General features: G+C 63.2%; 19 protein-coding genes. 10 read left to right on the top strand and 9 right to left on the bottom strand.

Going from position 1 to position 21,104, the window contains the following annotated elements:
- Positions 1 to 3 precede the first annotated feature (3 nt).
- From SG26_RS13980 to SG26_RS13960, 5 genes are all read right to left on the bottom strand, one after another.
- A complete protein-coding gene (locus tag SG26_RS13980; protein WP_050037875.1) occupies positions 4 to 792 on the bottom strand; it encodes a basic amino acid ABC transporter substrate-binding protein in 789 nt (262 codons plus the stop codon).
- Between the two features lie 59 nt (positions 793 to 851).
- Positions 852 to 2,174, bottom strand: a complete 1,323-nt coding sequence (locus tag SG26_RS13975) for an aspartate aminotransferase family protein (protein ID WP_050037874.1) — start codon at positions 2,172 to 2,174, stop codon at positions 852 to 854.
- Positions 2,175 to 2,347: 173 nt separating this feature from the next.
- Positions 2,348 to 3,295: an arginase gene (rocF, locus tag SG26_RS13970; protein ID WP_050037873.1), complete on the bottom strand. Its 948-nt coding sequence runs from the start codon at positions 3,293 to 3,295 to the stop codon at positions 2,348 to 2,350.
- Between the two features lie 6 nt (positions 3,296 to 3,301).
- On the bottom strand, positions 3,302 to 4,585 hold the full coding sequence (gene gdhB, locus SG26_RS13965) for a glutamate dehydrogenase GdhB (protein WP_008309650.1): 1,284 nt from the start codon (positions 4,583 to 4,585) through the stop codon (positions 3,302 to 3,304).
- Between the two features lie 733 nt (positions 4,586 to 5,318).
- The gene (locus tag SG26_RS13960) at positions 5,319 to 6,125 is read right to left on the bottom strand and encodes an IclR family transcriptional regulator (RefSeq protein ID WP_014040113.1); all 807 of its coding nucleotides are present in this window, start codon (positions 6,123 to 6,125) and stop codon (positions 5,319 to 5,321) included.
- A gap of 535 nt (positions 6,126 to 6,660) precedes the next feature.
- Between SG26_RS13960 and SG26_RS13955 the strand changes: the two genes are divergently transcribed.
- The 7 genes from SG26_RS13955 (at position 6,661) to SG26_RS13925 (ending at position 14,267) form a co-directional block, all read left to right on the top strand.
- On the top strand, positions 6,661 to 7,386 hold the full coding sequence (locus SG26_RS13955) for a hypothetical protein (RefSeq protein WP_050037872.1): 726 nt from the start codon (positions 6,661 to 6,663) through the stop codon (positions 7,384 to 7,386).
- 242 nt (positions 7,387 to 7,628) lie between these two features.
- On the top strand, positions 7,629 to 8,141 hold the full coding sequence (locus SG26_RS13950; RefSeq protein ID WP_050007404.1) for a plastocyanin/azurin family copper-binding protein: 513 nt from the start codon (positions 7,629 to 7,631) through the stop codon (positions 8,139 to 8,141).
- Between the two features lies 1 nt (position 8,142).
- Positions 8,143 to 10,125 (top strand): TAT-dependent nitrous-oxide reductase, encoded by a 1,983-nt coding sequence (gene nosZ / locus SG26_RS13945; RefSeq protein WP_050037871.1) that lies wholly within the window; start codon positions 8,143 to 8,145, stop codon positions 10,123 to 10,125.
- Between the two features lie 30 nt (positions 10,126 to 10,155).
- Positions 10,156 to 10,956 carry a hypothetical protein gene (locus tag SG26_RS13940; RefSeq protein WP_050037870.1) on the top strand — a complete coding sequence of 267 codons (801 nt, stop codon included), beginning with the start codon at positions 10,156 to 10,158 and terminating at the stop codon, positions 10,954 to 10,956.
- Positions 10,953 to 12,338 carry a nitrous oxide reductase family maturation protein NosD gene (locus SG26_RS13935; protein WP_050037869.1) on the top strand — a complete coding sequence of 462 codons (1,386 nt, stop codon included), beginning with the start codon at positions 10,953 to 10,955 and terminating at the stop codon, positions 12,336 to 12,338. Before SG26_RS13940 ends, SG26_RS13935 begins: the two co-directional genes overlap by 4 nt.
- Entirely contained in the window at positions 12,325 to 13,326 is a 1,002-nt protein-coding gene (locus SG26_RS13930) for an ABC transporter ATP-binding protein (RefSeq protein ID WP_023843219.1), read from the top strand. Before SG26_RS13935 ends, SG26_RS13930 begins: the two co-directional genes overlap by 14 nt.
- Positions 13,323 to 14,267: an ABC transporter permease gene (locus SG26_RS13925; protein WP_050037868.1), complete on the top strand. Its 945-nt coding sequence runs from the start codon at positions 13,323 to 13,325 to the stop codon at positions 14,265 to 14,267. The genes SG26_RS13930 and SG26_RS13925 overlap by 4 nt, the downstream gene beginning before the upstream one ends.
- 8 nt (positions 14,268 to 14,275) lie before the next feature.
- Here the strand turns inward: SG26_RS13925 and SG26_RS13920 are convergent, their stop codons facing one another.
- From SG26_RS13920 to SG26_RS13910, 3 genes are all read right to left on the bottom strand, one after another.
- Entirely contained in the window at positions 14,276 to 15,172 is an 897-nt protein-coding gene (locus SG26_RS13920) for a hypothetical protein (RefSeq protein ID WP_050037867.1), read from the bottom strand.
- A 39-nt stretch (positions 15,173 to 15,211) separates the two neighbouring features.
- A complete protein-coding gene (locus SG26_RS13915; RefSeq protein WP_050037866.1) occupies positions 15,212 to 16,309 on the bottom strand; it encodes a hypothetical protein in 1,098 nt (365 codons plus the stop codon).
- Positions 16,310 to 16,482: 173 nt separating this feature from the next.
- On the bottom strand, positions 16,483 to 17,316 hold the full coding sequence (locus SG26_RS13910; protein ID WP_050037865.1) for an MBL fold metallo-hydrolase: 834 nt from the start codon (positions 17,314 to 17,316) through the stop codon (positions 16,483 to 16,485).
- A 112-nt stretch (positions 17,317 to 17,428) separates the two neighbouring features.
- Here SG26_RS13910 and SG26_RS13905 point away from each other — a divergent pair, with 112 nt between their 5' ends.
- Entirely contained in the window at positions 17,429 to 17,878 is a 450-nt protein-coding gene (locus tag SG26_RS13905; RefSeq protein ID WP_050037864.1) for a universal stress protein, read from the top strand.
- Between the two features lie 153 nt (positions 17,879 to 18,031).
- Here SG26_RS13905 and SG26_RS13900 read toward each other — a convergent pair whose 3' ends face one another.
- Positions 18,032 to 18,430 carry a YlbF family regulator gene (locus tag SG26_RS13900; protein ID WP_008309674.1) on the bottom strand — a complete coding sequence of 133 codons (399 nt, stop codon included), beginning with the start codon at positions 18,428 to 18,430 and terminating at the stop codon, positions 18,032 to 18,034.
- Positions 18,431 to 18,695: 265 nt separating this feature from the next.
- Here SG26_RS13900 and SG26_RS13895 point away from each other — a divergent pair, with 265 nt between their 5' ends.
- Together SG26_RS13895 and dph2 are read left to right on the top strand one after the other, a co-directional pair.
- Positions 18,696 to 19,970: a methyl-accepting chemotaxis protein gene (locus SG26_RS13895; RefSeq protein ID WP_050038286.1), complete on the top strand. Its 1,275-nt coding sequence runs from the start codon at positions 18,696 to 18,698 to the stop codon at positions 19,968 to 19,970.
- Between the two features lie 54 nt (positions 19,971 to 20,024).
- A complete protein-coding gene (gene dph2, locus SG26_RS13890) occupies positions 20,025 to 21,071 on the top strand; it encodes a diphthamide biosynthesis enzyme Dph2 (protein WP_050037863.1) in 1,047 nt (348 codons plus the stop codon).
- Positions 21,072 to 21,104 lie beyond the last annotated feature (33 nt).

Below are 21,104 nucleotides of genomic sequence, written 5' to 3'. Positions count from 1 at the left end.
GCCTCACTTCTGTCCGAACCACTTCTCGGTCAGGTCCCGGTACGTCCCGTCGTCCTCGACGGTAGTCAGCCCGCTGTTGAGCGCACCCGCGAGTTCGTCGTTACCGGACTGAATCCCGAAGCCGAACTGCTCGCCGGTCTCGTGGACGAACGCGGATTCGATGGGGCGGTCTGCCACGAAAGAGTTCGCGACGGGGACGTCGATGATGATGACGTCGACGTTTTCGTTCAGCAGGTCCTCGATGGCGAGCACGTAGTTGCCGTACGCGTTGTAGCTCGACTCTTGAATCGTCCCCGCTTCGATGAGCTGGTCCTTGATGACGGATTCACCCGTCGTCCCCTTCTGTGCCCCGACTGACGCCCCGGAGAGGTCGTCCAGCGACGACGGCGAGAACGACCCGCTCTCCCGGACGACGATGGCCTGATTCGAACTGTAGTACGGGTCGGAGAAGTCGATCGCTTCGTCGCGGTCGTCGTTGATCGTCATGCCTGCCGCGACGACGTCGACGTTCCCGTTGTTCAGCGCCGGAATGAGTGATTTGAACTCCAGTTCCTCCCACCCGCTCAGTTCGCACTCCGACGCCGCGATAACGGCTTCCAGCAACTCGACGTCGAAGCCGACGAGTTCGCCGTCCTGCTTCATCTCGAACGGCGGAAAGCCCGGCGCTGTTCCCGCGGTGAGCGTCTGTGAGTCCCCGCTGCCCGATTGACAGCCAGCGACCGACAGGGTCGCGACAGTGCCACCGATTGCCTGCAGATACCTCCGTCTGTCTACGCGTGCCTCTCGTGGCATAGTCCCACAGTCGAATCAATCATATTTTAACATTTCGGTTACCGCAGAAGTCGCGAGGGTCAGGCCGACGCGACAGGGTCTGCAACCTCGGTAAACACCGAATCGAGGATGTCGAGACAGAGTTCCAGTTCGCGCTCGGTGACGTCGAGTGGCGGGAGGAGCCGGAGGGATTTCTGGCCACAGCCGAGCGTGAGGAGGCCGTGTTGGAGCGCGGTTTCCATCACGGCGTCGCGGCGGTCGGCCGTATCGAACTCCAGAGCGATCATCAAGCCGAGACCGCGAACGTCCTCGACCAGCTGACGGTCCGCCGAAACCTCGCGGAGCCGATCCATGAAGTACGTCCCCTTCTCGGCGGCGTTGTCCAGCAGGTCGTGGTCCTCGATAGCGGCGAGTGTCAGTGCGCCGCGCATGGAGCCGAGGATGTCTCCGGCCCCCCACGTCGAGGAGAGTCGCGACGTTTCGGACGGGAAGATGTCCGAGCGGGAGATGGTCGCGCCGACCCGGAGCGCTTTCGCGCTCGTGATGACGTCCGGTTCGATGTCGTAGTGGTCGACAGCCCACATCTCGCCCGTGCGGCCGGCTCCCGACTGGATTTCGTCGGCGATGATCGGGATGTCGTGTTCCCGGCAGAGGTCGTCGACGGCCGAGAGGAACTCGGGGCTCGGGACGCGATAGCCGCCTTCGCCCTGTATCGGCTCCAAGATGAGGAATGCGACTTCCTCGGGCGGGATGTGGCCGGTGTCTGCGTCGAGTTTCGAACGGAGGCGCTCGACCCCGGCCTCGGAGTACTCCACGTCGTGAATCCCGCTGAGTTCGGGGAACTTCCGGCGGTAGACGGACTTCGAACGGTTCAGCGAGAGCGCTCCCAGGGTCCGACCGTGGAACGCGCCGTCGAAGGTAATGCCGTACTTCGGCGTCTCGCAGTTGTCGTAGCAGATCTTCATCGCGTTCTCGACGGCCTCTGCGCCGGAGTTCGAGAGGAAGACGGTGTCGAAGTCGTAGTGGCTGGTAATGTCGGTCAGCCTGTCCATCAGGTGGGCGGGACCCGGCAGCGACGTTTCGTCGGGCGAGCCGCCGGTGCTAACGTAGAAGTCCTGGCCGGCTATTTTCAGCGGGTCGACCATGTCGAACTCGTCGGCTCGGTCGAGCACTTTCGGGTTGTTGTAGCCGAGCGGCGACGCGGCGACGTGGCAGGTGAAATCGAGCAGGACGTTGCCGTCCGCATCGGTACAGAACGGACCGATTGCGTCTTCAGTGATGTCCCAGACGAAATCGTACACGTACGTGCTCGGCGCGGCGGTTTCGTGGTGGTACTCGACCCACTCGCTGCTCTGTGGGCCGGGAAGGCTATCGACACGCGGCTCCGCAGTATTGCGGTCCATGTTATCACAATCGCCATCATTGGTAATAAATCACTGTGTTCCGGTCCCGCGTGCCGGCCACACAACTGGGTGCGTGCCGCAGTTCGAAGATGTAACAATTGAAACAATTTACACACTGATCGCACTGCCGTCATGCGATCAGGTGTGCCTTGATTTTCAATGGCTACGATACGCTACAGGATCCGCTTGCCGAACGCGCTGGCGGCGAGTTCGGCCGCTCGTTCGCCCGTCGTGTTGCGCTGGTCGAGGATAGGGTTGACCTCGACGACGTCGAGCGAGCGCAGCACCGATTCGGCGGCGTTGCGGTCGGCGACCCGTTCCATCGCCGTATGTGCCTCCCGGTAGGTGACGCCGCCCGGGACTGGCGTCCCGACCCCCGGCGCGTCGTCCGGGTCGAGCCAGTCGAGGTCGAGGCTGACGTGGATGTCGTCGACGCCGTCGGTCGCGATGTCGAGCGCCTCGTCGGTGACCGGTCCGATACCGCGCCTGTCGATATCTTCCATGGTAAAGACGGAGATGTCGCTCTCACGGAGGACCGCTCGTTCGTCAGCGTCGAGGCTCCGCGCTCCGACGATGGCGGTGTTCTCCTCGGCGACGTTCGGGGCGGTCGCCCACGGCATCTCTGCGAAGTCGCCGTAGCCATGGGCGGCCGCAAGCGGCATACCGTGGACGTTCCCGCTAGGCGACGTAGTCGGGGTGTTGTAATCGCCGTGGGCGTCGAACCAGATGACGCCAAGTTCGTCCGTCTGGGCCGCGCCACGCATCGTGCCCATCGCGATAGAGTGGTCGCCGCCTAACACCAGCGGCACGCTCCCGTCGGCTATTTCCGTCGCCACCCGGTCGGCGAGGGTGTCGGTCATTTCGGCGATCGCATCGAGGTACTTCGCGCCGTCGTCGGTGGTCGCCGACTGCGACTGTAGCGTCGGCAGTGCGAGGTCCCCAGCGTCAGTGTATTCGACGCCGGCCGTATCGAGGGCGGTACTGAGGCCGCCGTAGCGAATCGCCGACGGCCCCATGTCGACGCCACGCCGGTCGGCACCGAGCGCGAAGGGGACACCGAGCACCGCGACAGGTGACACGGAACGACTGTGGTCTCGCGAGTGGGTAGACTGAAGGGACATCCGTTGCTACGGCCATAGCCCGCGGGCGTTCATAGCCTCACCGATTCGTGAGAGCGCGACGATGTAGGCAGCCGTTCGCCATGTGACGTCACGGTCCTCGACTTCGGTCCGGAGAGCCTCCCAGGCATCGAGCATCTCGGCTTCGAGTTCTTCGTTGACCTCCTCGCGGGACCAGCTCCGGCGATTGATGTGCTGGAGCCATTCGAAATAGCTCACAGTGACGCCACCGGCGTTGGCGAGGATGTCCGGGATGACTGGGATGTCGCGCTCTTTGAACACAGCGTCGGCTGCTGTCGTTGTCGGGCCGTTCGCCCCTTCGACGACGATGCTCGCCTGCACGTCTGCAGCGTTTTCCTTGGTCAGGACGTTCCCGACTGCCGCGGGAATGAGGACGTCAACATCGAGTTCCAGCAGCTCGGCGTTAGATATCTGCCGTGGTGCGTCGACGTCCCCTAGCTGGCCGTGTTCGTCGCCGTCAGCCGAAATCGATTCGATATCGAGGCCGGATTCGTCGTAGATGCCGCCGTCGACGTCGCTGACAGCGACGACGGATGCGCCCCAAGAGTCGAGGAGGCGTGCGGCGTTCGCGCCGACAGCACCGAAGCCCTGTACGGCGACAGTGGCACCCTCGACGGTTCCGTCGTAGTAGTCGAGCGCTTCGCGGGCGACGATGGCGACGCTCCGGCCGGGTGCTTCCTCGCGGCCGTGTGTCCCGCCGACCGCTGTCGGTTTGCCGGTCACGATGCCGGGGACCGTCTCGCCTTCCTGCATCGAATACGCGTCCATGAACCAGGCGACGGTCTGTTCGTCGGTCCCCATATCGGGTGCTGGGATGTCTTTCGTCGGCCCGACGACTTCGCGGAGCTCCTCGGCGAACCGACGGGTCAGTTGTTCGGTCTCCTGTGCGTCGAGCGTCGACGGATCGACGACGATGCCGCCTTTCGCGCCGCCGAAGGGGAGGTCCATCACCGCACACTTCCACGTCATCAACATCGCCAGCGCCGTACACTCCTCGGCGGAGACGCTCGGATGGTATCGCATGCCGCCTTTGTACGGCCCTCTGACCTCGAAGTGCTGGACGCGATAGCCGTTGAACACCTCGACGCTCCCGTCGGTTCGGCGGATCGGGACAGACACTTCGACGGTTTTCGATGGGTGACGGAGCTGCTCAAGCAGCCCCTCGGAGAGATCGAGGTGTTCGGCCGCCCGCTCCAGTTGGCGGCGGGCTGTCGCGATTGGCGATTCATCGTCGTCTGGTGCTTGTTCTGATGGCTCCTTCTGTGTGCTCATGATTGGTTGGTGGATTCGGCTCTTGGTTCCGGTGCGTACGCCCGTTCGCTTCGGGACCAATGGGGCGAGTACGCTGCGTCGTTCAGCACGCTGCTTCCGTCCTGACTGTCAACATCCGACGGCTGGAGTGAGACAGTGTATCGGCACCAATACCGGTATTGTTAATAAATATTTGGGACTGTCTGCGGGACAGATAGTTTGAACATAGCAAAACCAAGCAGACATCTTCATTCGTCGCTTATAGAGTATTATGGGCCAGATTAGTGGCGTATTTGCGGAATATCCGATAAATATAGCTTTGATATGCTCAACATAGGCGAGGCCACACTGGTCAGATGAAGCCACGCCGGATAGCAGAATATCGACGCAGACGTGCTATACCATGGCCTAGTACTGAACAGAGAATCGCCCAGTGTTTTGACTATCTCAAAAATAGACTTGGCACGGCAGTGTCGGAGCACTGTACTGGGAGAGACCACCCACGACAGGTATAACTCCCGCGGCGACCCGCCGGAAACAGCCTGTAGGCATGGCTATCGGGCCTGATACGCTACCTCGACCACTTACTAACGATGGTACGACTGTTATTGTGGCTCATTTGCCGGGTGAATCGCTCCGTTCGACGGTCACAGTAGCACAGCCGAGATTTGAGCTATCCAAATGTCGGAGACCGGACGCCGTCGTCGTTTCGTGGTCGTCGCCGACAGATGGAGACGAGTGTCCGACACCGTCGTTACGTGCCCCGGTCAAACGAGGTCATTTCGAGATTGACTTCGATGAGGTTCGCGGCCTCCATCACCATCTCTGGGATTTCGGTGTCGAAACGGGTCCCTTTCAGACGGCTGGTCGGTGCAGTCACACTGACCGCGCCGACGACGGTCCCGTCGTTGTCCAGAATCGGCGCACCGACCGCCCGAAGGCCCCGAATCTCTTCCTCGTCGTTCGTCGCGTACCCTCGCTCCCGGATGGTCTCTAGCTCGTCGCAGAGCGTCTCTCGGTCCGTAATCGTGTGCTGTGTCTGTCGCGAGAGCCCTTCACGGTCGATTATTTCCTCGACGCGTTCGGACGGGAGACACGAGAGGATCGCCTTCCCCGAAGCACTGTCGTGGAGGTGCTGTGGGGCCTCCCGCAACTGGAGGTGGTAGTCCATCCCGACGGCGTGTTCCCCTCGCCGCTCGTAGATGGCGACTTCGCGCCCGTCGTTTTCGACGACCAGGTGGACGTACTCGCCGGACCTGTCCGCCAGTTTGTCCACTTCCTCCTGTCCAGCGGTGTAGAGTTCCGTCTCGTTGCGGACGTGTTCGCCCATCGTGACGAACCGAAAACCGAGCTGGTACGTGTCGTCGTCCTTCGTGAGAAAGCCACAGTCGGTCAGCGTCGCAAGATACGTGTGAAGCGTTCCCTGGGAGAGCTCGATTCGCTCGTTCAGTTCCTGCAACGTCGCGCTGTTTGACTCCTGAACGGCTTCGATGATCTCGCAGGCGTTCTCCACGGACTGTATCCGCCGGCCCGTGTTTTGTGTGTCGGCGTCGTCGGTCATTACCCCAGTAGAGTTGCCGTCATTATTTAAAAACCCGGATGTGAGCGATGAGCGACCGGAACACCCGCTTGGACGCTACCGACCGACAGGGAGTAATGCCACGCACAGTATGACCGTCCGACTCATTGCGGACAGAATCGGTAACAGCCGAGCTGTGAGTGTGTCTGTGCTGTGAGCCGTAGGGCGCTGTCTTATCGAGGCGTTCAGATTGACGGTCAATTTGCACCTACTAACGAGTTATTTATCCTTAAGCTATCAATTTCAATATCGTATATCGCACTTCTAGATTGAAAGTTCGGGATCTTCTCTAATATAGTCTGTTTTTCTATCCAGAAATGATGAATACACATATAATTACCTCTGATGGAATCTGCTGCTGTTCTACAGTACCGTAATCGCTGCTAGATCGAAACCGCACGATGGGTCCCGGAGACGGTGGTGCTAGCCGACAAGGATATATAAATAGTCGTCCAGAACACGGGGGTGTTGTCCGGTAACTAAAACACTTATTGTTGTTACTGAACGAGACACTAGTATGTCAACGACGCCTGCGCAGGACGGCACGCAGTGGTTCCTGCATACATGGCGAGACCACATTCTCGAGCCGATCGAGACGGCTCTCTCCGTGCTTGACGTGGAGGAAACGGAGCTCGCGGCCGAGCAAGGTGGTCTCGAAGACTTCCTCCAGCGCCTGCGTGCCGTCGACCCCGCCGACCAGCCCTCCTCCCCCGTCGGTGCGCGAGGTCGACAGTCCGCATCAGACCCCGTCGAAGCGCTACGGGACGCCTACGCCGACACGGTGCTGGCTGTCGACCACTACGAGTCAGTGTACGACGAATCGCTGGTCGAGAACGTCGCTATCGAGTTTGGGCCGGACTACGCAGCGCTGTTTCACCCCGAGACGAACGTCGGGTTCTCGCCGCCGCTCAAACGCTCGCTGGTGGCAGCGACCGAGCAAGCAATCGACGAACGGACCTCGCTGGACCGCGCTGTCAAAATCGAACAGGAGTCGATGCTGGAGTACCGCAGCAGTCTGCAGGAGATCATCGAGACGCTCGACAGCACAGTCGTGCCCGAGTGGTATCGCGAGACGTTCCAGAGTGACGTTACTGCGCTTCTACAGGAGCGCCAGGACCAGCTCCACTCAAGCGTCTACCGGTTCGAGACACACGAGTTCTGTACGTACATGTACGAAGAGCAACTCTGGACGTATCCGGTGTTGACCAGTCTCGCGCGGTTACAGGAATCTGTGGACAGCTGAACGGGCGGCTCTCTGGCAGACAGGTGTAGGCGTCACTGAAGCGCGGTGAACTGGACGCCGGCACACCCTCCCAACTTGAGGAGTACTGAGACGAGTACACAGTCGTTGTATTCCGCGGCAACCGTCACGAGAGGACACCATTCACTATCTCCGGGCGAACATATTCGCCCCGCTTCCTGCGAGATGAGAGTGCGGTTCCCTATATATACAGGTTGGTCTTCGAGTTGCAGCCGTGAGCTACCATGGAAACGCGTAGAACATTCGTTCGCGGTCTGGGTCTCGCGGCTGGAGTCGCGTTAGCTGGCTGTTCATCGGGCGGCGGCTCCGACAGTAGCGGTGACGGCGACTCAGGTAGCGGCGGTGACGGATCAGACGGCGGCGAGACCGAGTCTAGTGACGGCGGGAGCGGGTCCGAATGGACCGAGACGAGCACCGTCGAAATGACGGACGAACTGGCATACGAGCCGAAGAAAATCCAGGTCGAGGCAGGCACGACGGTCACGTTCGAGAACGTCGGCAGCATCGGCCACACGGTGACGGCCTACGAGGACGAGATCCCCGACGGCGCGGACTACTTCGCGTCCGGCGGGTTCGACTCCCTGCAGGCCGCGAAAGACGGCTACAGTAACGGGCAGGAAGGCAACATTCCGAAAGGCGAGAGCTACGAGGTTACGCTGGAGACGACGGGGACCTACGAGTACTACTGCATCCCCCACGAGATGAACGGGATGGTCGGCACAATCAAGGTGGTCTGATATGAGCAAAAACGAAACCCCACGCGATCCGAACGAAGTCCTCGAAGAGTACGAAGAAACCCTCGACTCGGTACTAGCGGAGGTCGAGTCCCCCGACGAATCGACTGCGGACGACAACCTCTCGCTGGGACTGCCCGGCCTCTCGCTCGGTCGCCGAGACTTCATGAAGGCCGGCGTCGCCGCCGGTGCGATGGGGTCCGTCGCTGGCTGTTCAGCGCTGACCGGCGGTGGCGATGGCAGTGCCGGCAGCCAGTCGACACCCTCGGGCAGCGGCGCGAGCCACACGGTCGAACCGGGCGAACACGACGAATACTACGGCTTCTGGTCCGGCGGCCACTCCGGCGAACTGCGGGTCATCGGCATCCCGTCGATGCGGGAGCTCACCCGCATTCCGGTGTTCAACACCGACTGTGCGTCGGGCTATGGGTTCACTGACGGGACTCAGGAAATGCTGGAAGAGGGCGGCGGGTATAGCTGGGGTGACAATCACCACCCGAACCTCTCGGAGACGGACGGTGACTACGACGGCGAATACCTGTACGTCAACGACAAGGCCAACGGCCGCATCGCCCGCGTGAACCTCACGTATTTCGAGACGGACGCCATCACGGACGTCCCGAACATGCAGGCCATCCACGGCTGTTGTGTCCTCTCGCCGGACACGAAGTATGTGCTGGGCAACGGCGAGTTCCGCGTGCCGCTGCCCAACGACGGGACCGACGCGAAGAACCCGGACAACTACACGTCGCTGTTCGTCGCCGTCGACCCCGAGTCGATGGAGACCCAGTGGCAGGTCAAAGTCGACGGGAACCTCGACATCGTCGACACCGGCAAAGAGGGTCGGTGGGCCATCTCCTCGGCGTACAACAGCGAGGAGGCCACCGACATCCAGGGCATGACGAAAGACGACCGGGACAACGTCAAGGCGTTCGACATTCCGGCCATCGAGCAGGCCGTCGAGAACGGCAACTACGAGGAGGTCAACGGCATCCCCGTCGTCGACGGCACGCAGGGGAGTTCGCTCAACCAGGGCGACCGCCCCATCGTGAAGTACATTCCGACGCCGAAAAGCCCCCACTGTGTCGAGGTCGGCCCGAACGGCGACTACGCCTTCGTCGCGGGGAAGCTCTCGCCGACGGTGACGATGATCGACCTGAACGCGCTGGCCGATTCCTCCGACCCCGAAGATGTCGTCGCCGGGCGACCACGCGTCGGACTCGGCCCGCTACACACTACCTTCGACGGCAACGGACACGCCTACACGTCGCTGTTCATCGACTCACAGGCCGTCAAGTGGGACATCGAGGCGGCCGTCGAGGCCGAAGAAGGGTCCGAGGACCCCATCATCGAGAAGCAGGACGTCCACTACAACCCCGGGCACATTCAGGCCCTCGAGGCGATGACGACCGACCCCGACGGGGAGTGGCTCGTCAGCCTCAACAAACTCTCCAAGGACCGGTTCCTCCCGGTCGGCCCGATTATGCCCGACAACGACCAGCTCATCCACATCGGCCAGGGCGAGGAGGAGATGGAACTGGTCGCGGACCACCCAGCCTACCCCGAGCCACACGACTGCGTGTTCGCCCACAAGGACAAGATAGACGCCAAGAAGGTCTACGACAAGGACGACTACGAGGAGACCTACATCTCCGAGGAGGACTCCGGCGTCGAGCGCACGGGCGAGAACAGCGTCCACGTCAAAATGACGACCAAGCGCTCGGAGTTCGGCCTGCCGGACTTCACGGTTCAGGAGGGCGACGAGGTGAAACTGTCCACGACCAACATCGAGGGCGTACAGGACATCATCCACGGCGTAGCCATCCCCGAGCACGACATCAATTACGCCGTTGCGCCACAGGACACCCGGGAGGTCACGTTCACGGCTGATGACCCCGGGGTGTACTGGATCTACTGCACGTACTTCTGTAGCGCCCTGCACCTTGAGATGCGCAGCCGGATGATCGTCGAACCGGCGGAGGGGTAGCGACACAACCCATTTCGGAGGTGTTCAGCCATGCAACGACCCACCATCGACGACTTCCGCGAGATTCGACGGGGCCTCCCCGTGGGAGCGGCGCTGCTGTTCGTCGCGGCGCTCGCGTTCCCGATGTGGCACATCAGCGTCGACGCGGTCCAGTATCCGAGCACGACGCTGCACGTCTCCCTGTACGCCTACCCCCACCTGACTGGGGATTTCATCGAGATGGCGCGGCTGAACCACTACGTCGGGTTCTACTTCCCCGACCCGGTGTTAGTCGAGCCCAACTTCCCCGTCGAGGAGAACGCCATCGACGTGCCCGAGTGGGCGCTGGGACCGGTCGCGTTCATCGGCGTGTCACTGTTGTCGGTGTTCGTCGCAATCGCACCGACCACCGAGAAGCTCAAGCGCGGCCTGAAATACCAGTTCGGCGGCACCGTGCTGGTGTTCACCGTGATGCTGGCCGATATCCAGTACCGGCTCTGGCAGGCCGGCCACACGCTCGACCCGGGCGCGCCGGTGATGGGCGTCGACGGCTTCACGCCGCCGCTGTGGGGCCAGTATCAGGTCGCCAACATCACGAGCGTCTCCCGGTTCGGCCTCGGCGCGTACATGGCCGCAGCTGCCGTTGGACTGCTCGCGGTTTCGTACTACTACCGCGACCAGGCGGCGACGTTCAGCGAACTCCCGGCCCGATTCCGTAGCGGGCTCACCGGGCTTCCCGACGCCGTTCGGGACCGCCTCGGCCGTGACGGCGACACCGACGACGAGGATGACGCCCCGCACCGCCCCACGACCACCGCGGTCAAATCTGACCAACCAGAAACCCACTCATGAGCCCACTGTCCCACGATTTCGAGCGCGTGTTCGCCGTCGCTACCGCGGTCCTGCTCGTGCTGTCGGTCGTGGCTGTCGGGATGGCCAGCGCCGGCCCGACCGGCAGCGACGACCTCGCCTTCAACCCCGACGTGCCCGAGACCGACTCGTTCACCGCCCCGTCGGCCGACGGCACCGCAACGGTCGACGGCGAGACCTACGACAGCGCACAGGCGGCAGTCGACGCGGCGGACCCCGGCGACACCGTCACGCTTGACGGTCGCTTCGACGAGACTCTCGTCATAACGACGCGGAACGTCACGCTGTCCGGGAACGGTCCCGGGTCAGCGCTGCTGCACGGCGACGGCGAGGGCGACGTGCTCGCCGTCGAAGCGCAGGGCGTCACCGTGGCGGACCTCTGGGTCCGCAACAGCGGCTACAGCGCCGCGACGAACGACGCCGCGATATTCGTCAACGGAAGCGACGTCACCGTCCGCGACAGCCGCGTGACCGACATGACCTTCGGCATCTGGCTCGACGGCGTCGACGACGCCAAGATCCGCAACAACACCATCGTCGGCCGCGAGGAGATAACGCAGTTGACCAAACGCGGCAACGGCGTCCAGATCTGGAAGACCGAGGACAGCGTCATCCGGAACAACGACATCACCACCGTCCGGGACGGACTGTACTTCAACTGGGCCAAAGACGTCAACGCCAGCGAGAACACGATGTGGGACCTCCGCTATGGAGTCCACTACATGTACTCGGACGACTCGCACCTGCGGGACAACACCGCCTTCAACAACGACGTCGGGTACGCGCTGATGGTGTCGAAACACCTCGTCATCGAGGACAACGTCGCGGTCAACAACAGCGGGCAGTCCGGCCACGGCATCCTCGTCAAGAGCATCGACGACACGGACATCCGCGGCAACCACCTCGTCGACAACGAGAACGGGCTGTTCGTCTACAACTCCGTCAGCAATCGCATCGTCGGCAACCTCGTCGTCGGCAACGATATCGGTGTCCACATCGCCGCGGGGAGCACCGACGGAACCGTGACCGAGAACAGTTTCATCCGCAACAACCGGCCGGTGCTCGCGGTGATGAGCGACCAGGTCCACTGGAACGAGAGCGTCGGGAACTACTGGTCCCGGGCGAACCCGACCGATGTTGACGACGACGGCGTCGGCGACACCCGCTACCAGCCGGCCGGGACCGTCCAGCAAGTGACTGCCGAAAAGCCCGCCGCGCGGGTGTTCGCCAGTAGCCCGGCCTTCGACGCCGTTCGGCTGGCCGAGTCGTCCGTGCCCGTCGTCCAGTCGCCCGGTGTCGTCGACGCCCGCCCGCTCACCGAACCACCCCACGAGAACTGGAGGAGCTACTATGAATGTGATTGATGTCGACGACGTATCGAAAGCGTACGGCGACGTGCAGGCGCTCGACGGACTGAGTCTGTCTGTCGAACAGGGGGCCACCCTCGGCGTGTTCGGCACGAACGGGGCCGGCAAGACGACGCTGTTCAAACTGCTCGTCGGGCTGAACCGACCGGACGCTGGCAGCGTCTCCGTCGCCGGCGCGGACCCGACCGACGGGACCACCGTCCGCGAGCGAGTGCGCTACCTGCCGGAGCACGCCGGTTTCCCGCCGAGCCTGACCGGCCGCGAGATACTCAGCTTCCACGCCCGGATGCGCTCGGTGCCCCGGGAAGACCGGGCACACCACGTCGAGCGCATCCTGCACACCGTCGGACTCGCGGACGCCGCGGACCGCCGCGTCGGCGGCTACTCCAACGGGATGAACCGTCGGCTCGGCCTCGGCACGGCACTCGTCGGCGAGCCGGCCGTGCTGATACTCGACGAACCGACCGCGGGGCTCGACCCCGACGGCATCCGGGCGTTCCACGAGGTCGTGGAATCCCTGGCGGCCGAGACGGACGTGACTATCGTCTTCTCCTCGCACGCGCTCGGGGAGATTCAGCGGCTCTGCTCGGAGGCGGTCATCATCGCCGACGGACAGGTGGCGACGGCGGGACCGGTCGAGGAGCTTCGCCGCGCCGCCGCCGACGAGGTGACGGTGTCGCTGTCGCTCGCGTCCGAGGCGGCTGCGAGCGACGCGGCGACCGACCTCGGGGACCACGAGGCAGTGTCCAGCGTCAGCCGCTCCGGCGCGGCGGTGACGGCACGGACTACGCCGACCGACGCCTACGACCTGCTGACCGCCGTCGGTGAGGGGTACGACATCGACCGCTTCGAGGTCCGCGAACCCGGCCTTGAGGCCGCGTTCCACGAGGCCGTCGGGGCGGACGACAGCGATGACACCGGCTCCGACAGCACGGCGGCGGCTGCGGAGGCGGCGACCGAGGACTCCGGAGGTGAGCCGGCATGAGCGAGGGCGACTCCTCGACAGATCCGACCCCGGACGGCGGCGTCGTTTCGGTCGACGCTCCGGCTACCCGGTTACACGACGGCGGAACCGAGGGAAGTACGGCCACGGACGCTGCCGACGAATCGGCGCTTGCTCGGTTTGCCGACAGCAGCCTGCTCACCATCGCTCGCCGGGAGTACCGGCTGGCCGTGCGGAGCCGGTGGGCGCTCGGCGTGGCGCTGCTGTTCGGTCTCTTCACCACCGCGGTTGTCCAGTTCGGCGCGAGTTCGGTCGGCCCGGGTCGCTTCGACGCGGTGATCGCGACTATCGCCGAACTCGGCGTCTACCTCGTTCCGCTGACCGCGCTGGCGGTCGGCTACGACGCCATCGTCGGGGCGGACGAGCGCGGGTCGCTCGAACTCATGCTCGCGCTCCCGGTGACGGAAGGCCGTGTCGTCGTCGGGACTGCCATCGGCCGGGCGGCGGTGCTGTCCGGCGCGATGTTGCTGGGCTTCGTCCCCGGCGCGCTGCTGACCGTCCGCTATATCGGTCTCGCCAGCGTCGGGCAGTACGCCGCCGTCGCCCTCGCTGCGGTCCTGACCGCCTGTGCGATGCTGGGCGTTGCGGTGCTGGTCTCGACGGTCTCGCGGACGAAAACCCACGCGCTCGGTGCGACGCTGGCCATCTGGCTGTGGGTCGCGCTGTTGCACGATCTGGTCGCACTGGGGGCGGTTGCGGGGTTCGACCTCGGCTCCGGCGCTATCGCCGCGGCGATACTGCTCAACCCCGTGGACTGCTTCCGCGTGCTCGCGCTCTCACAGGTGGACGTGGTCGCCGGTGGCTTCGGCAGCGTGCTGGCCCAGGCCGGGCTGACCGTGCCGATGGTCGCCGCGGCGCTCGTGGCGTGGGTCATCGTGCCCATCGGCGTCGCTGCGAAACTCATCCAGCGACGGCGTCTCTGAAAACGGTTTTAGACCGACTGCAGCGCTGTTTCTTCGGGCTCCTCGAACAGACCGGCGACCTGCTTCGTGGTCTCGGTGCGCTCGTGGGCGTTTTCCAGAAGCACGGTCTCGCTGGGGAACAACTGCTCGCCGAGTTCGAGGCCGTGGTCGCGCGCGGTCGACCCCGTGACGGTGAGGTAGACGCCGAGGCCGGTCGCCGCGATGTCTTCCTCTTCTTCGCCGCCCTCCGTCGGATAAGTAAAGGAAATGCCATCGAGCGCGCTGGTTCCGAGAACGGCTTCGACGAGCCGCTCGTAGCGCGGTGAGATGCAGAGTTCGCCCTCGTAGTTGGTGACGAAGGCCCGGTCGAGGGGGCCGTCCTGTGTGTCTATGACATCCGGCGTCGCCAGCAGGGTGTGGTACACCGTATCGCCCAGCCCGGTCACGACCCGTACGTCCGTATCCAGCGGGTCGATGCGGTCGTTGATTTCGTCGATGGCGGTCAGCGGTTCGTCCCGAAGCTGGACGACCTCTTCGAGGACGAGGTCGGCACTGTCGAACCCGAGCGCGAACTCGTGGGTCCGGAGCGCCCGGAACGGCTCCTCGCGACCGACCAGCTGGACGTCACCGTGTTCGGTCGGGACAGTGACGCTGTCGAAGACGATCCGCCGTGGCATCCCGTCGCGGTCGTCGCGGAGCAGCGTGTATTCTGGCTCGTATGGCTCATCGAGCGAGGAGTAGTCGCTGATGCGATGGTACACGTCGGCGACCGCGTCCTGGTTACCCTTGGTGACGGCTTTCTCGTAGCGAAGCGTCGAGATGATATCGTCGGCCAGGTCGGCGGTCCCCGTGCGCCCGGCGAGTCGCTCCAGCACTGCTTCGAGGGGCCGGCCCTTGCGCGGCACGGCCACTCTCGTCGTCGTCATTATGCAGGCACAGACGGGGGACCGGTAAAACGAGTTCGGTTATTCGCCGCCGCCGATAACCGACGACAGCTGTTCGCGCCACTGTTTGAGCTCTTCGATCTCCGATTCGGTTTCGTTGATCCGGTCGGCGAGTTCGCCGTCGTCGATCTCCTCGCGGACAGCTTCGATATCGTCTTCGAGGGCGTCAAGCTGCCCTTCGACGCTCTCGACATCCCCGGAGAGGTCGTCGACCTGATCGGAGGCGGACGTGGCTGCATCCGTCGCCGACTGGACCTCGTCCTCGAAATCCTCTAGAGTCGCTTCGAAGGAATCGAGGCGCTCGCCGAACTCCTGAATCATGTCCTCGCCGGTACCGTTCTCTTCGAGGAACTCCTCGAGAGCGTCGGTGTACGCACGGAGGTCCGCGACATCGCTCTGGATGCGCTGGATCCGGGCGTCGTTGACGCCGCCGGCGTCGCTGTCGTCCTCGGAGACGGCGTCGAGCGCACGCTTGAGGAGCTTCACGTCTTCGGGGGAGACGTTCTGATCGCGGATTTCCTGTGCCATCGTCGCGACGACAGCGCCGGATTGGACCTCGGAATCTGCCGGTGCGGCGTTGCTCTCTTCCGGGGCTTCGACGCTTGAGTCCGGGTTGTTCGGGTCCGAGAGGTCCAGCGTCTCGATGTCCTCGTCGTCATCGTCTTCCAGACCGGGAACGCTGTCGGCGTCACCGGCGATGACGTCCCGAACAGCCTCGTCGCCCCCACCGACGAGGTCTTCCTCGTCCTCGTCCAGAGGCGGGTTCACACTCTCGATTTCGGGTTCCGTCAGGAACTTCTCGACGTCGTCGGTGCCCGTCGCACGGATACCGTAGACGGTCGTGTAGTCAGCTTCGGGTTCGAGTTCCTTCTCGAAGGCGATCCGGTTTTCGTTGATGTCCCAGTACTCGCTGCCGTACTCGGGGTGAAAGCCCAGATCCTCGACTGCTACGTCTTCTGGAACGGTGTCGACTAGCCTGACCGTCACCGGAACAGACCGCCGTGAAGTGAGATTGAACGCTATCGCGGGTACGGGGAACTCGTCCGCCTCGAACCGCTTGGTCACTGTCACGCCATCTGCGGTGACAGTAACTTCGTCGTAGGCTTGCGAATTGCTCATGGTCTGTATGGTCTCAGCAATAGTATTAAAGGTACGTACCTGACCAACATTTACACCTTTTTTTTCTATACGATACTGATTAATATAATATAGAGACGTAACCTCAGTAACACGAACAGGACGTGAGCCAGCAAAGACGGACAGACCGTCCGTGCGACACTGGCAGACCGTTGTCAATCGAGATCGTACCGGTCGCCGATTTCAACGATTGAAAGCGTCGAGGGATGCGCGAAGCTGTTGGCGTGGTTGTGCAGGACGGTCGGCTCCGTCGTCATCCCCTTCCACATGTCCCAGTGGGTCGGGACGAGGGTGTCCAGTTGGAGTTCGTTCGCGGCTTCGATAATCATGTTCTCGTCGTTGTACCACTGCGTTCGTGTGGGTTCGCCGGTCTCCTTGTCGTCGATCATCCCGACGGTCCCGAACGCGAGGACGCCGACGTCGATGTCGTAGCGCTCGCCGACAGTTTCGAACTCGCCGGGACGGGCGTCGCCGCCGTGGAAGAACGTGCCGGACTCGTGTTCGAACACGTACGACACCGGATGCTCGGCGTCGGGGTCGTTGGCCGGTTCGACGTGGACCGTCAGATCGCCGATTTCGAGCGTATCCCCCTCCGTGACTTCGTGGAGCTGGTCGTCGGTGACGCTGTAGTTCTCCAGCCACGCTTCCTCCCGGATGACATCGTGACCGCTGTCGGTCGTGTAATAGTCCGCGCCCGTCCCGGCGAGAATCGGCGCTTGTGACGGCCCGTGAACGTGGTCGGTATGCTCGTGGGTGCCCAGAACCGCGTCGCACTCGGTGATGTCCTCGGGGTTGAACGGCACCGGGACCATCCGCACGGTCCGCGGGGGGTCGCCCGTGCCGAGATACGGGTCGATGAAGACGGTCGTTCCGCCGCTCGATTTCACGATGAAGCCGTTACAGCCCAGATACCAGATCGCCAGCCCGTCAGGCGTCGCCGACTCCACCGCACGCGGGAGCCAGTCGTCCCAATCAGATTCGACTGTCATGTGCAGAGATGCCACGCCCGGTCGCTAAGATGTTTCGAAGACGCCGGGTGTCTCCCGCTGTCTGAGAACGGAACCCTCGGTTTATTTCCCAGTTGGGAGAAATACGACCTGTATGTACGATCACATCCTCCTCGCCTCGGATGGGACAGAAGCCTCGACCAACGCCGAGTCCCACGCGATTGCCCTCGCAGCGGAACACGGCGCGGCCCTCCACGCGCTGTATGTCGTCGACGAAGACGTGTACACTGCCTACAGCGGCGACGAGTACGTCGACGAATCGGAGGGGCCGGAACACGGCCTCGAAGAGACGGGCCAGGAGACGCTGGCCCGGATACAGGATGACGCGGAGGCGTCCGGCGTCGACGTAACAACAACCCTGAAACACGGACGGCCTGCCGAATCCATCATCGCAACCGCCGACGAGGCGGACGTCGACCTGCTCGTCCTCGGGACGAAGCGGCGGCCGGCGGAGTACCGAAGTCTCCTCGGCAGCATCACCGACAAGGTGCTTCGGCTGACCGAGCGACCGGCGGTCGTGGTGAAAACCGAAGTCGAGGAGTGACAGCACAGCACGGCCAGCGGGGCCGTGTCACTGACTGGCCATAACTGTCGGTGGAACAGTGCGGCTGACGGATGGTAGCTGTCGGCGTCATCTGCGTTCTTGACCGGTAGCTGCGGAGTCAGCGAAAAACGCGACCGCGAGAAGTACCGCTGTTCAGTCTTCGCAGCAACCGCCGGCTTTCTGGCCGAAGTCGACGGCCAGTTCCTCGGAGACGATCTCGTTGAGTTCCTGCAGGCGCAGTTCGAGTTCGTTCTGGGCCTCCAGATAGTCGCTCATCACCGGGATGTCGTGGAGTTCCTCCTGCTTCTGCTGGACCTTCCGGAGGTCCTCCTGAGAGGCGTTGCCGGTCTGGCGGGCGAGCATGAACTCCTCGCGGATCTGCTCGAACTCCTTGATGGCCGCCTGCGCCTCGTCGTGGTTCTCGACGGCGTCTTTCGTCTCCTTGAATCGCTGGTACACCGGTAGCTCGGCGATTGCCTCGCCGAACTCTGTAGCGAGCGCCTCGACGTGGTCACCGTCGATATCAGCGGCGGTATCGGTCTCGATGCTCATCACCGATTGGTATGGACTCGGGCGGTATAGGCCTGCCGAAACCGGGTTGTTTCAGGCGGGATAGCTGCCCAGTGCTGGTACGACAGGCTGCGTCTGTTACCCCGTGGGACTCTGTTCCAGTCGTGAATTCCCGCCTCTCCTCGGTGTCAATATGACGCCACTCAGTTATCAGCAGTTGTAATCGGCCAGAAATCATTTACCCGGTTCATTGCTGTTTACAATAATGGCTAAACAAGCTACAGCGGGGGAACTGCTGCCGGAGTCTATGGATAACAGCGAGGAGTTCTGGCTCCACGCGTTCGAGTCGCTTGTCGAGGAGCTACCGGAAGGGGCGTTCGTCGTCGACGCGGATGGCGATATCACACACTGGAACGAGACGGTTGAAAACCTGCTCGGGCTCCCGGCGAGCAAGGCGGTCGGGATGAACGCCTACGACGTGTTTGGCACGGAAGGCCAAGACGAGACGCTCGCCCAGGAGGTCATCAGAACCGGGGAGCCAGTCCGGGAAGACGAGTTCCGCTCGGCAGAACGACCCGACGGGACGATGGCACACGCGCGGGCAGTGGCGATCCCGCTCATGGGCCCCGGCGGGGACGCTATCGGTGCGCTAGAGCTACTGATCGATTTCAGCGATATCGTCGAACAGCGCGAAGCGCTCCAGAACCTCCAGTCCCAGATGGCGACGGACGTCGAGTCGGCGGTCGGCGAAATCAGCGACTCCGCCGCGGCCGTTACCGAGCAGTCCGACGAGATCAAAGACATGGCCGGCGAGCAGTCCGACAACCTCGACGAGGTCCAGTCCGAGGTCTCCGGGTTCAGCGCCACAGTCGAGGAAATCGCCTCCAGCGCCGAGGAAGTGAGCAGTCAGAGCGGCGAGGCCAGGGAGCTCGCCGAGGAGTCCGTCGAGACAGCCGAAGAAACCATCGAACGCGTCGAGGACGCGACTGAGTCCGCCGAACAGGTCGCGTCGGACTCGACGGAACTCCGCGGCCACATCGAGGAGATCGACGAGTTCGTCGAGGTCATCAACGACATCGCGGACCAGACGAACATGCTGGCGCTGAACGCCAACATCGAGGCCGCGCGGAGCAACAGCGACAGCGACGGGTTCGCGGTCGTCGCCGACGAGATCAAGGAACTGGCCGACGAGTCCAAACAGCACGCCGACGAGGTCGAGCGCATCGTCGGCGAGGTCCGCGAGATGGCCGACAACACCGCCGAAAACGTCGAAGAAACGACCGATGCGGTTCAGCAAGCCCTCACCGATCTGGAGACGGTGCTAGACAACCAGCAGGCCATCCTCGACGCGACCTCGGAGACGGAACAGGGTATCAGCGAGGTCGCGGAGGCGACGGACGACCAGGCCGCAAGCGCCGAAGAAATCGCCAGCATGATCGACGAGATCGCCCAGCGTGCCGCCGAGGTTTCCGAGTCTATCGACGAACTGGCTGACGCCAACGGGACGCAACACCAGATGGCTCGTGACTTAGAGGAGAACGTCGAGCGGGTCGAGCGACAGCTTGCCGAGATTATGGAGTAACTGTCGCTCGCCGAAACACGGGGGTTATGCCGCTCGAACCGATACAGGGTTGCAATGAGTCAAGAGCGGACTGACGGCGACCTCCGGAACACCGGACTGTCGCTCAAACACGACCGCGAGTGGGATTACGAGCTCGACCGAATCGTCGAAGCCGTCGAGGAGCGAGACGCCGAGAAGGTGGGACTGCAGTTCCCCGAGGGGCTGAAGCGCCGCGGCCCGGCCGTCGCCGATGACCTCCGCGAGAACCTCCCCGACGACGTGACGGTGCTGCTCTCGGGCCAGCCCTGTTACGGGGCCTGCGACCTCGACACGTACATGATGCGCCGGACGGACGTGTTCGTCCACTTCGGCCACTCGCCGATGAAGGAATCGGACAAGATCATCTACGTACCGCTGTTCTCGAACGTCGACGTCTTCCCCATCATGGAGCAGGCCCGCGAGGAACAGCTCGCGGACCCCGAAGAGGACCCCGACGTGGGGCTGGTAACGACGGCCCAGCATATGAACAAGTTCGACGAGATGCGCGAGTGGCTTGAGGAGCGCGGTTACACAGTCCACACGCGCCGGGGCGACGAGCGGCTCACCCACGAGGGCCAGGTGCTGGGCTGTAACTACGCCAGCGCCGACGTAGACGCCGACCAGATGCTGTACGTGGGTGGCGGGAAGTTCCACCCCCTCGGACTGGCGATGGAACACCCCGAGAAACACGTCGTCATCGCCGACCCGGTGAACAACGTCGTCACCGTCGCCGACACGGAGAAGTTCATGAAGCAACGCTACGGCGCGGTCCACCGCGCGATGGACGCCGAGTCCTGGGGCGTCATCTTCTGTACCAAGATCGGTCAGGGCCGCTGGGACAAGGCCCAGGAGATCGTCGACAACAACGAGAACGCCTACCTCATAACCATGGACGAGGTGACGCCGGACCGGCTGACGAACTTCGGGATGGACGCCTACGTCAACACCGGCTGTCCGCGCATCACCACCGACGACGGCCCGCAGTTCAAGAAGCCGATGCTCACGCCCGGCGAGTACGAGATCGCTATCGGCGAGAAACCGCTCGAATCCCTGGAGTTCGACACCTTTCACGGTACCTGGTAGCGCCAGTTTTCACCGCTGATAACAAGGGGCGTA

This window comes from Haloarcula sp. CBA1115, from assembly GCF_000827835.1.
Taxonomy (GTDB): domain Archaea; phylum Halobacteriota; class Halobacteria; order Halobacteriales; family Haloarculaceae; genus Haloarcula; species Haloarcula hispanica.
This window is presented reverse-complemented; position numbering and strand designations above follow the sequence as displayed.

Excerpts from the sequence above, each read along its gene's own strand:
- SG26_RS13980 (WP_050037875.1), bottom strand. The coding sequence starts at position 792 with ATGCCACGAGAGGCACGCGTAGACAGACGGAGGTATCTGCAGGCAATC.
- SG26_RS13975 (WP_050037874.1), bottom strand. The coding sequence starts at position 2,174 with ATGGACCGCAATACTGCGGAGCCGCGTGTCGATAGCCTTCCCGGCCCA.
- rocF (WP_050037873.1), bottom strand. The coding sequence starts at position 3,295 with ATGTCCCTTCAGTCTACCCACTCGCGAGACCACAGTCGTTCCGTGTCA.
- gdhB (WP_008309650.1), bottom strand. The coding sequence starts at position 4,585 with ATGAGCACACAGAAGGAGCCATCAGAACAAGCACCAGACGACGATGAA.
- SG26_RS13960 (WP_014040113.1), bottom strand. The coding sequence starts at position 6,125 with ATGACCGACGACGCCGACACACAAAACACGGGCCGGCGGATACAGTCC.
- SG26_RS13955 (WP_050037872.1), top strand. The coding sequence starts at position 6,661 with ATGTCAACGACGCCTGCGCAGGACGGCACGCAGTGGTTCCTGCATACA.
- SG26_RS13950 (WP_050007404.1), top strand. The coding sequence starts at position 7,629 with ATGGAAACGCGTAGAACATTCGTTCGCGGTCTGGGTCTCGCGGCTGGA.
- nosZ (WP_050037871.1), top strand. The coding sequence starts at position 8,143 with ATGAGCAAAAACGAAACCCCACGCGATCCGAACGAAGTCCTCGAAGAG.
- SG26_RS13940 (WP_050037870.1), top strand. The coding sequence starts at position 10,156 with ATGCAACGACCCACCATCGACGACTTCCGCGAGATTCGACGGGGCCTC.
- SG26_RS13935 (WP_050037869.1), top strand. The coding sequence starts at position 10,953 with ATGAGCCCACTGTCCCACGATTTCGAGCGCGTGTTCGCCGTCGCTACC.
- SG26_RS13930 (WP_023843219.1), top strand. The coding sequence starts at position 12,325 with ATGAATGTGATTGATGTCGACGACGTATCGAAAGCGTACGGCGACGTG.
- SG26_RS13925 (WP_050037868.1), top strand. The coding sequence starts at position 13,323 with ATGAGCGAGGGCGACTCCTCGACAGATCCGACCCCGGACGGCGGCGTC.
- SG26_RS13920 (WP_050037867.1), bottom strand. The coding sequence starts at position 15,172 with ATGACGACGACGAGAGTGGCCGTGCCGCGCAAGGGCCGGCCCCTCGAA.
- SG26_RS13915 (WP_050037866.1), bottom strand. The coding sequence starts at position 16,309 with ATGAGCAATTCGCAAGCCTACGACGAAGTTACTGTCACCGCAGATGGC.
- SG26_RS13910 (WP_050037865.1), bottom strand. The coding sequence starts at position 17,316 with ATGACAGTCGAATCTGATTGGGACGACTGGCTCCCGCGTGCGGTGGAG.
- SG26_RS13905 (WP_050037864.1), top strand. The coding sequence starts at position 17,429 with ATGTACGATCACATCCTCCTCGCCTCGGATGGGACAGAAGCCTCGACC.
- SG26_RS13900 (WP_008309674.1), bottom strand. The coding sequence starts at position 18,430 with ATGAGCATCGAGACCGATACCGCCGCTGATATCGACGGTGACCACGTC.
- SG26_RS13895 (WP_050038286.1), top strand. The coding sequence starts at position 18,696 with ATGGATAACAGCGAGGAGTTCTGGCTCCACGCGTTCGAGTCGCTTGTC.
- dph2 (WP_050037863.1), top strand. The coding sequence starts at position 20,025 with ATGAGTCAAGAGCGGACTGACGGCGACCTCCGGAACACCGGACTGTCG.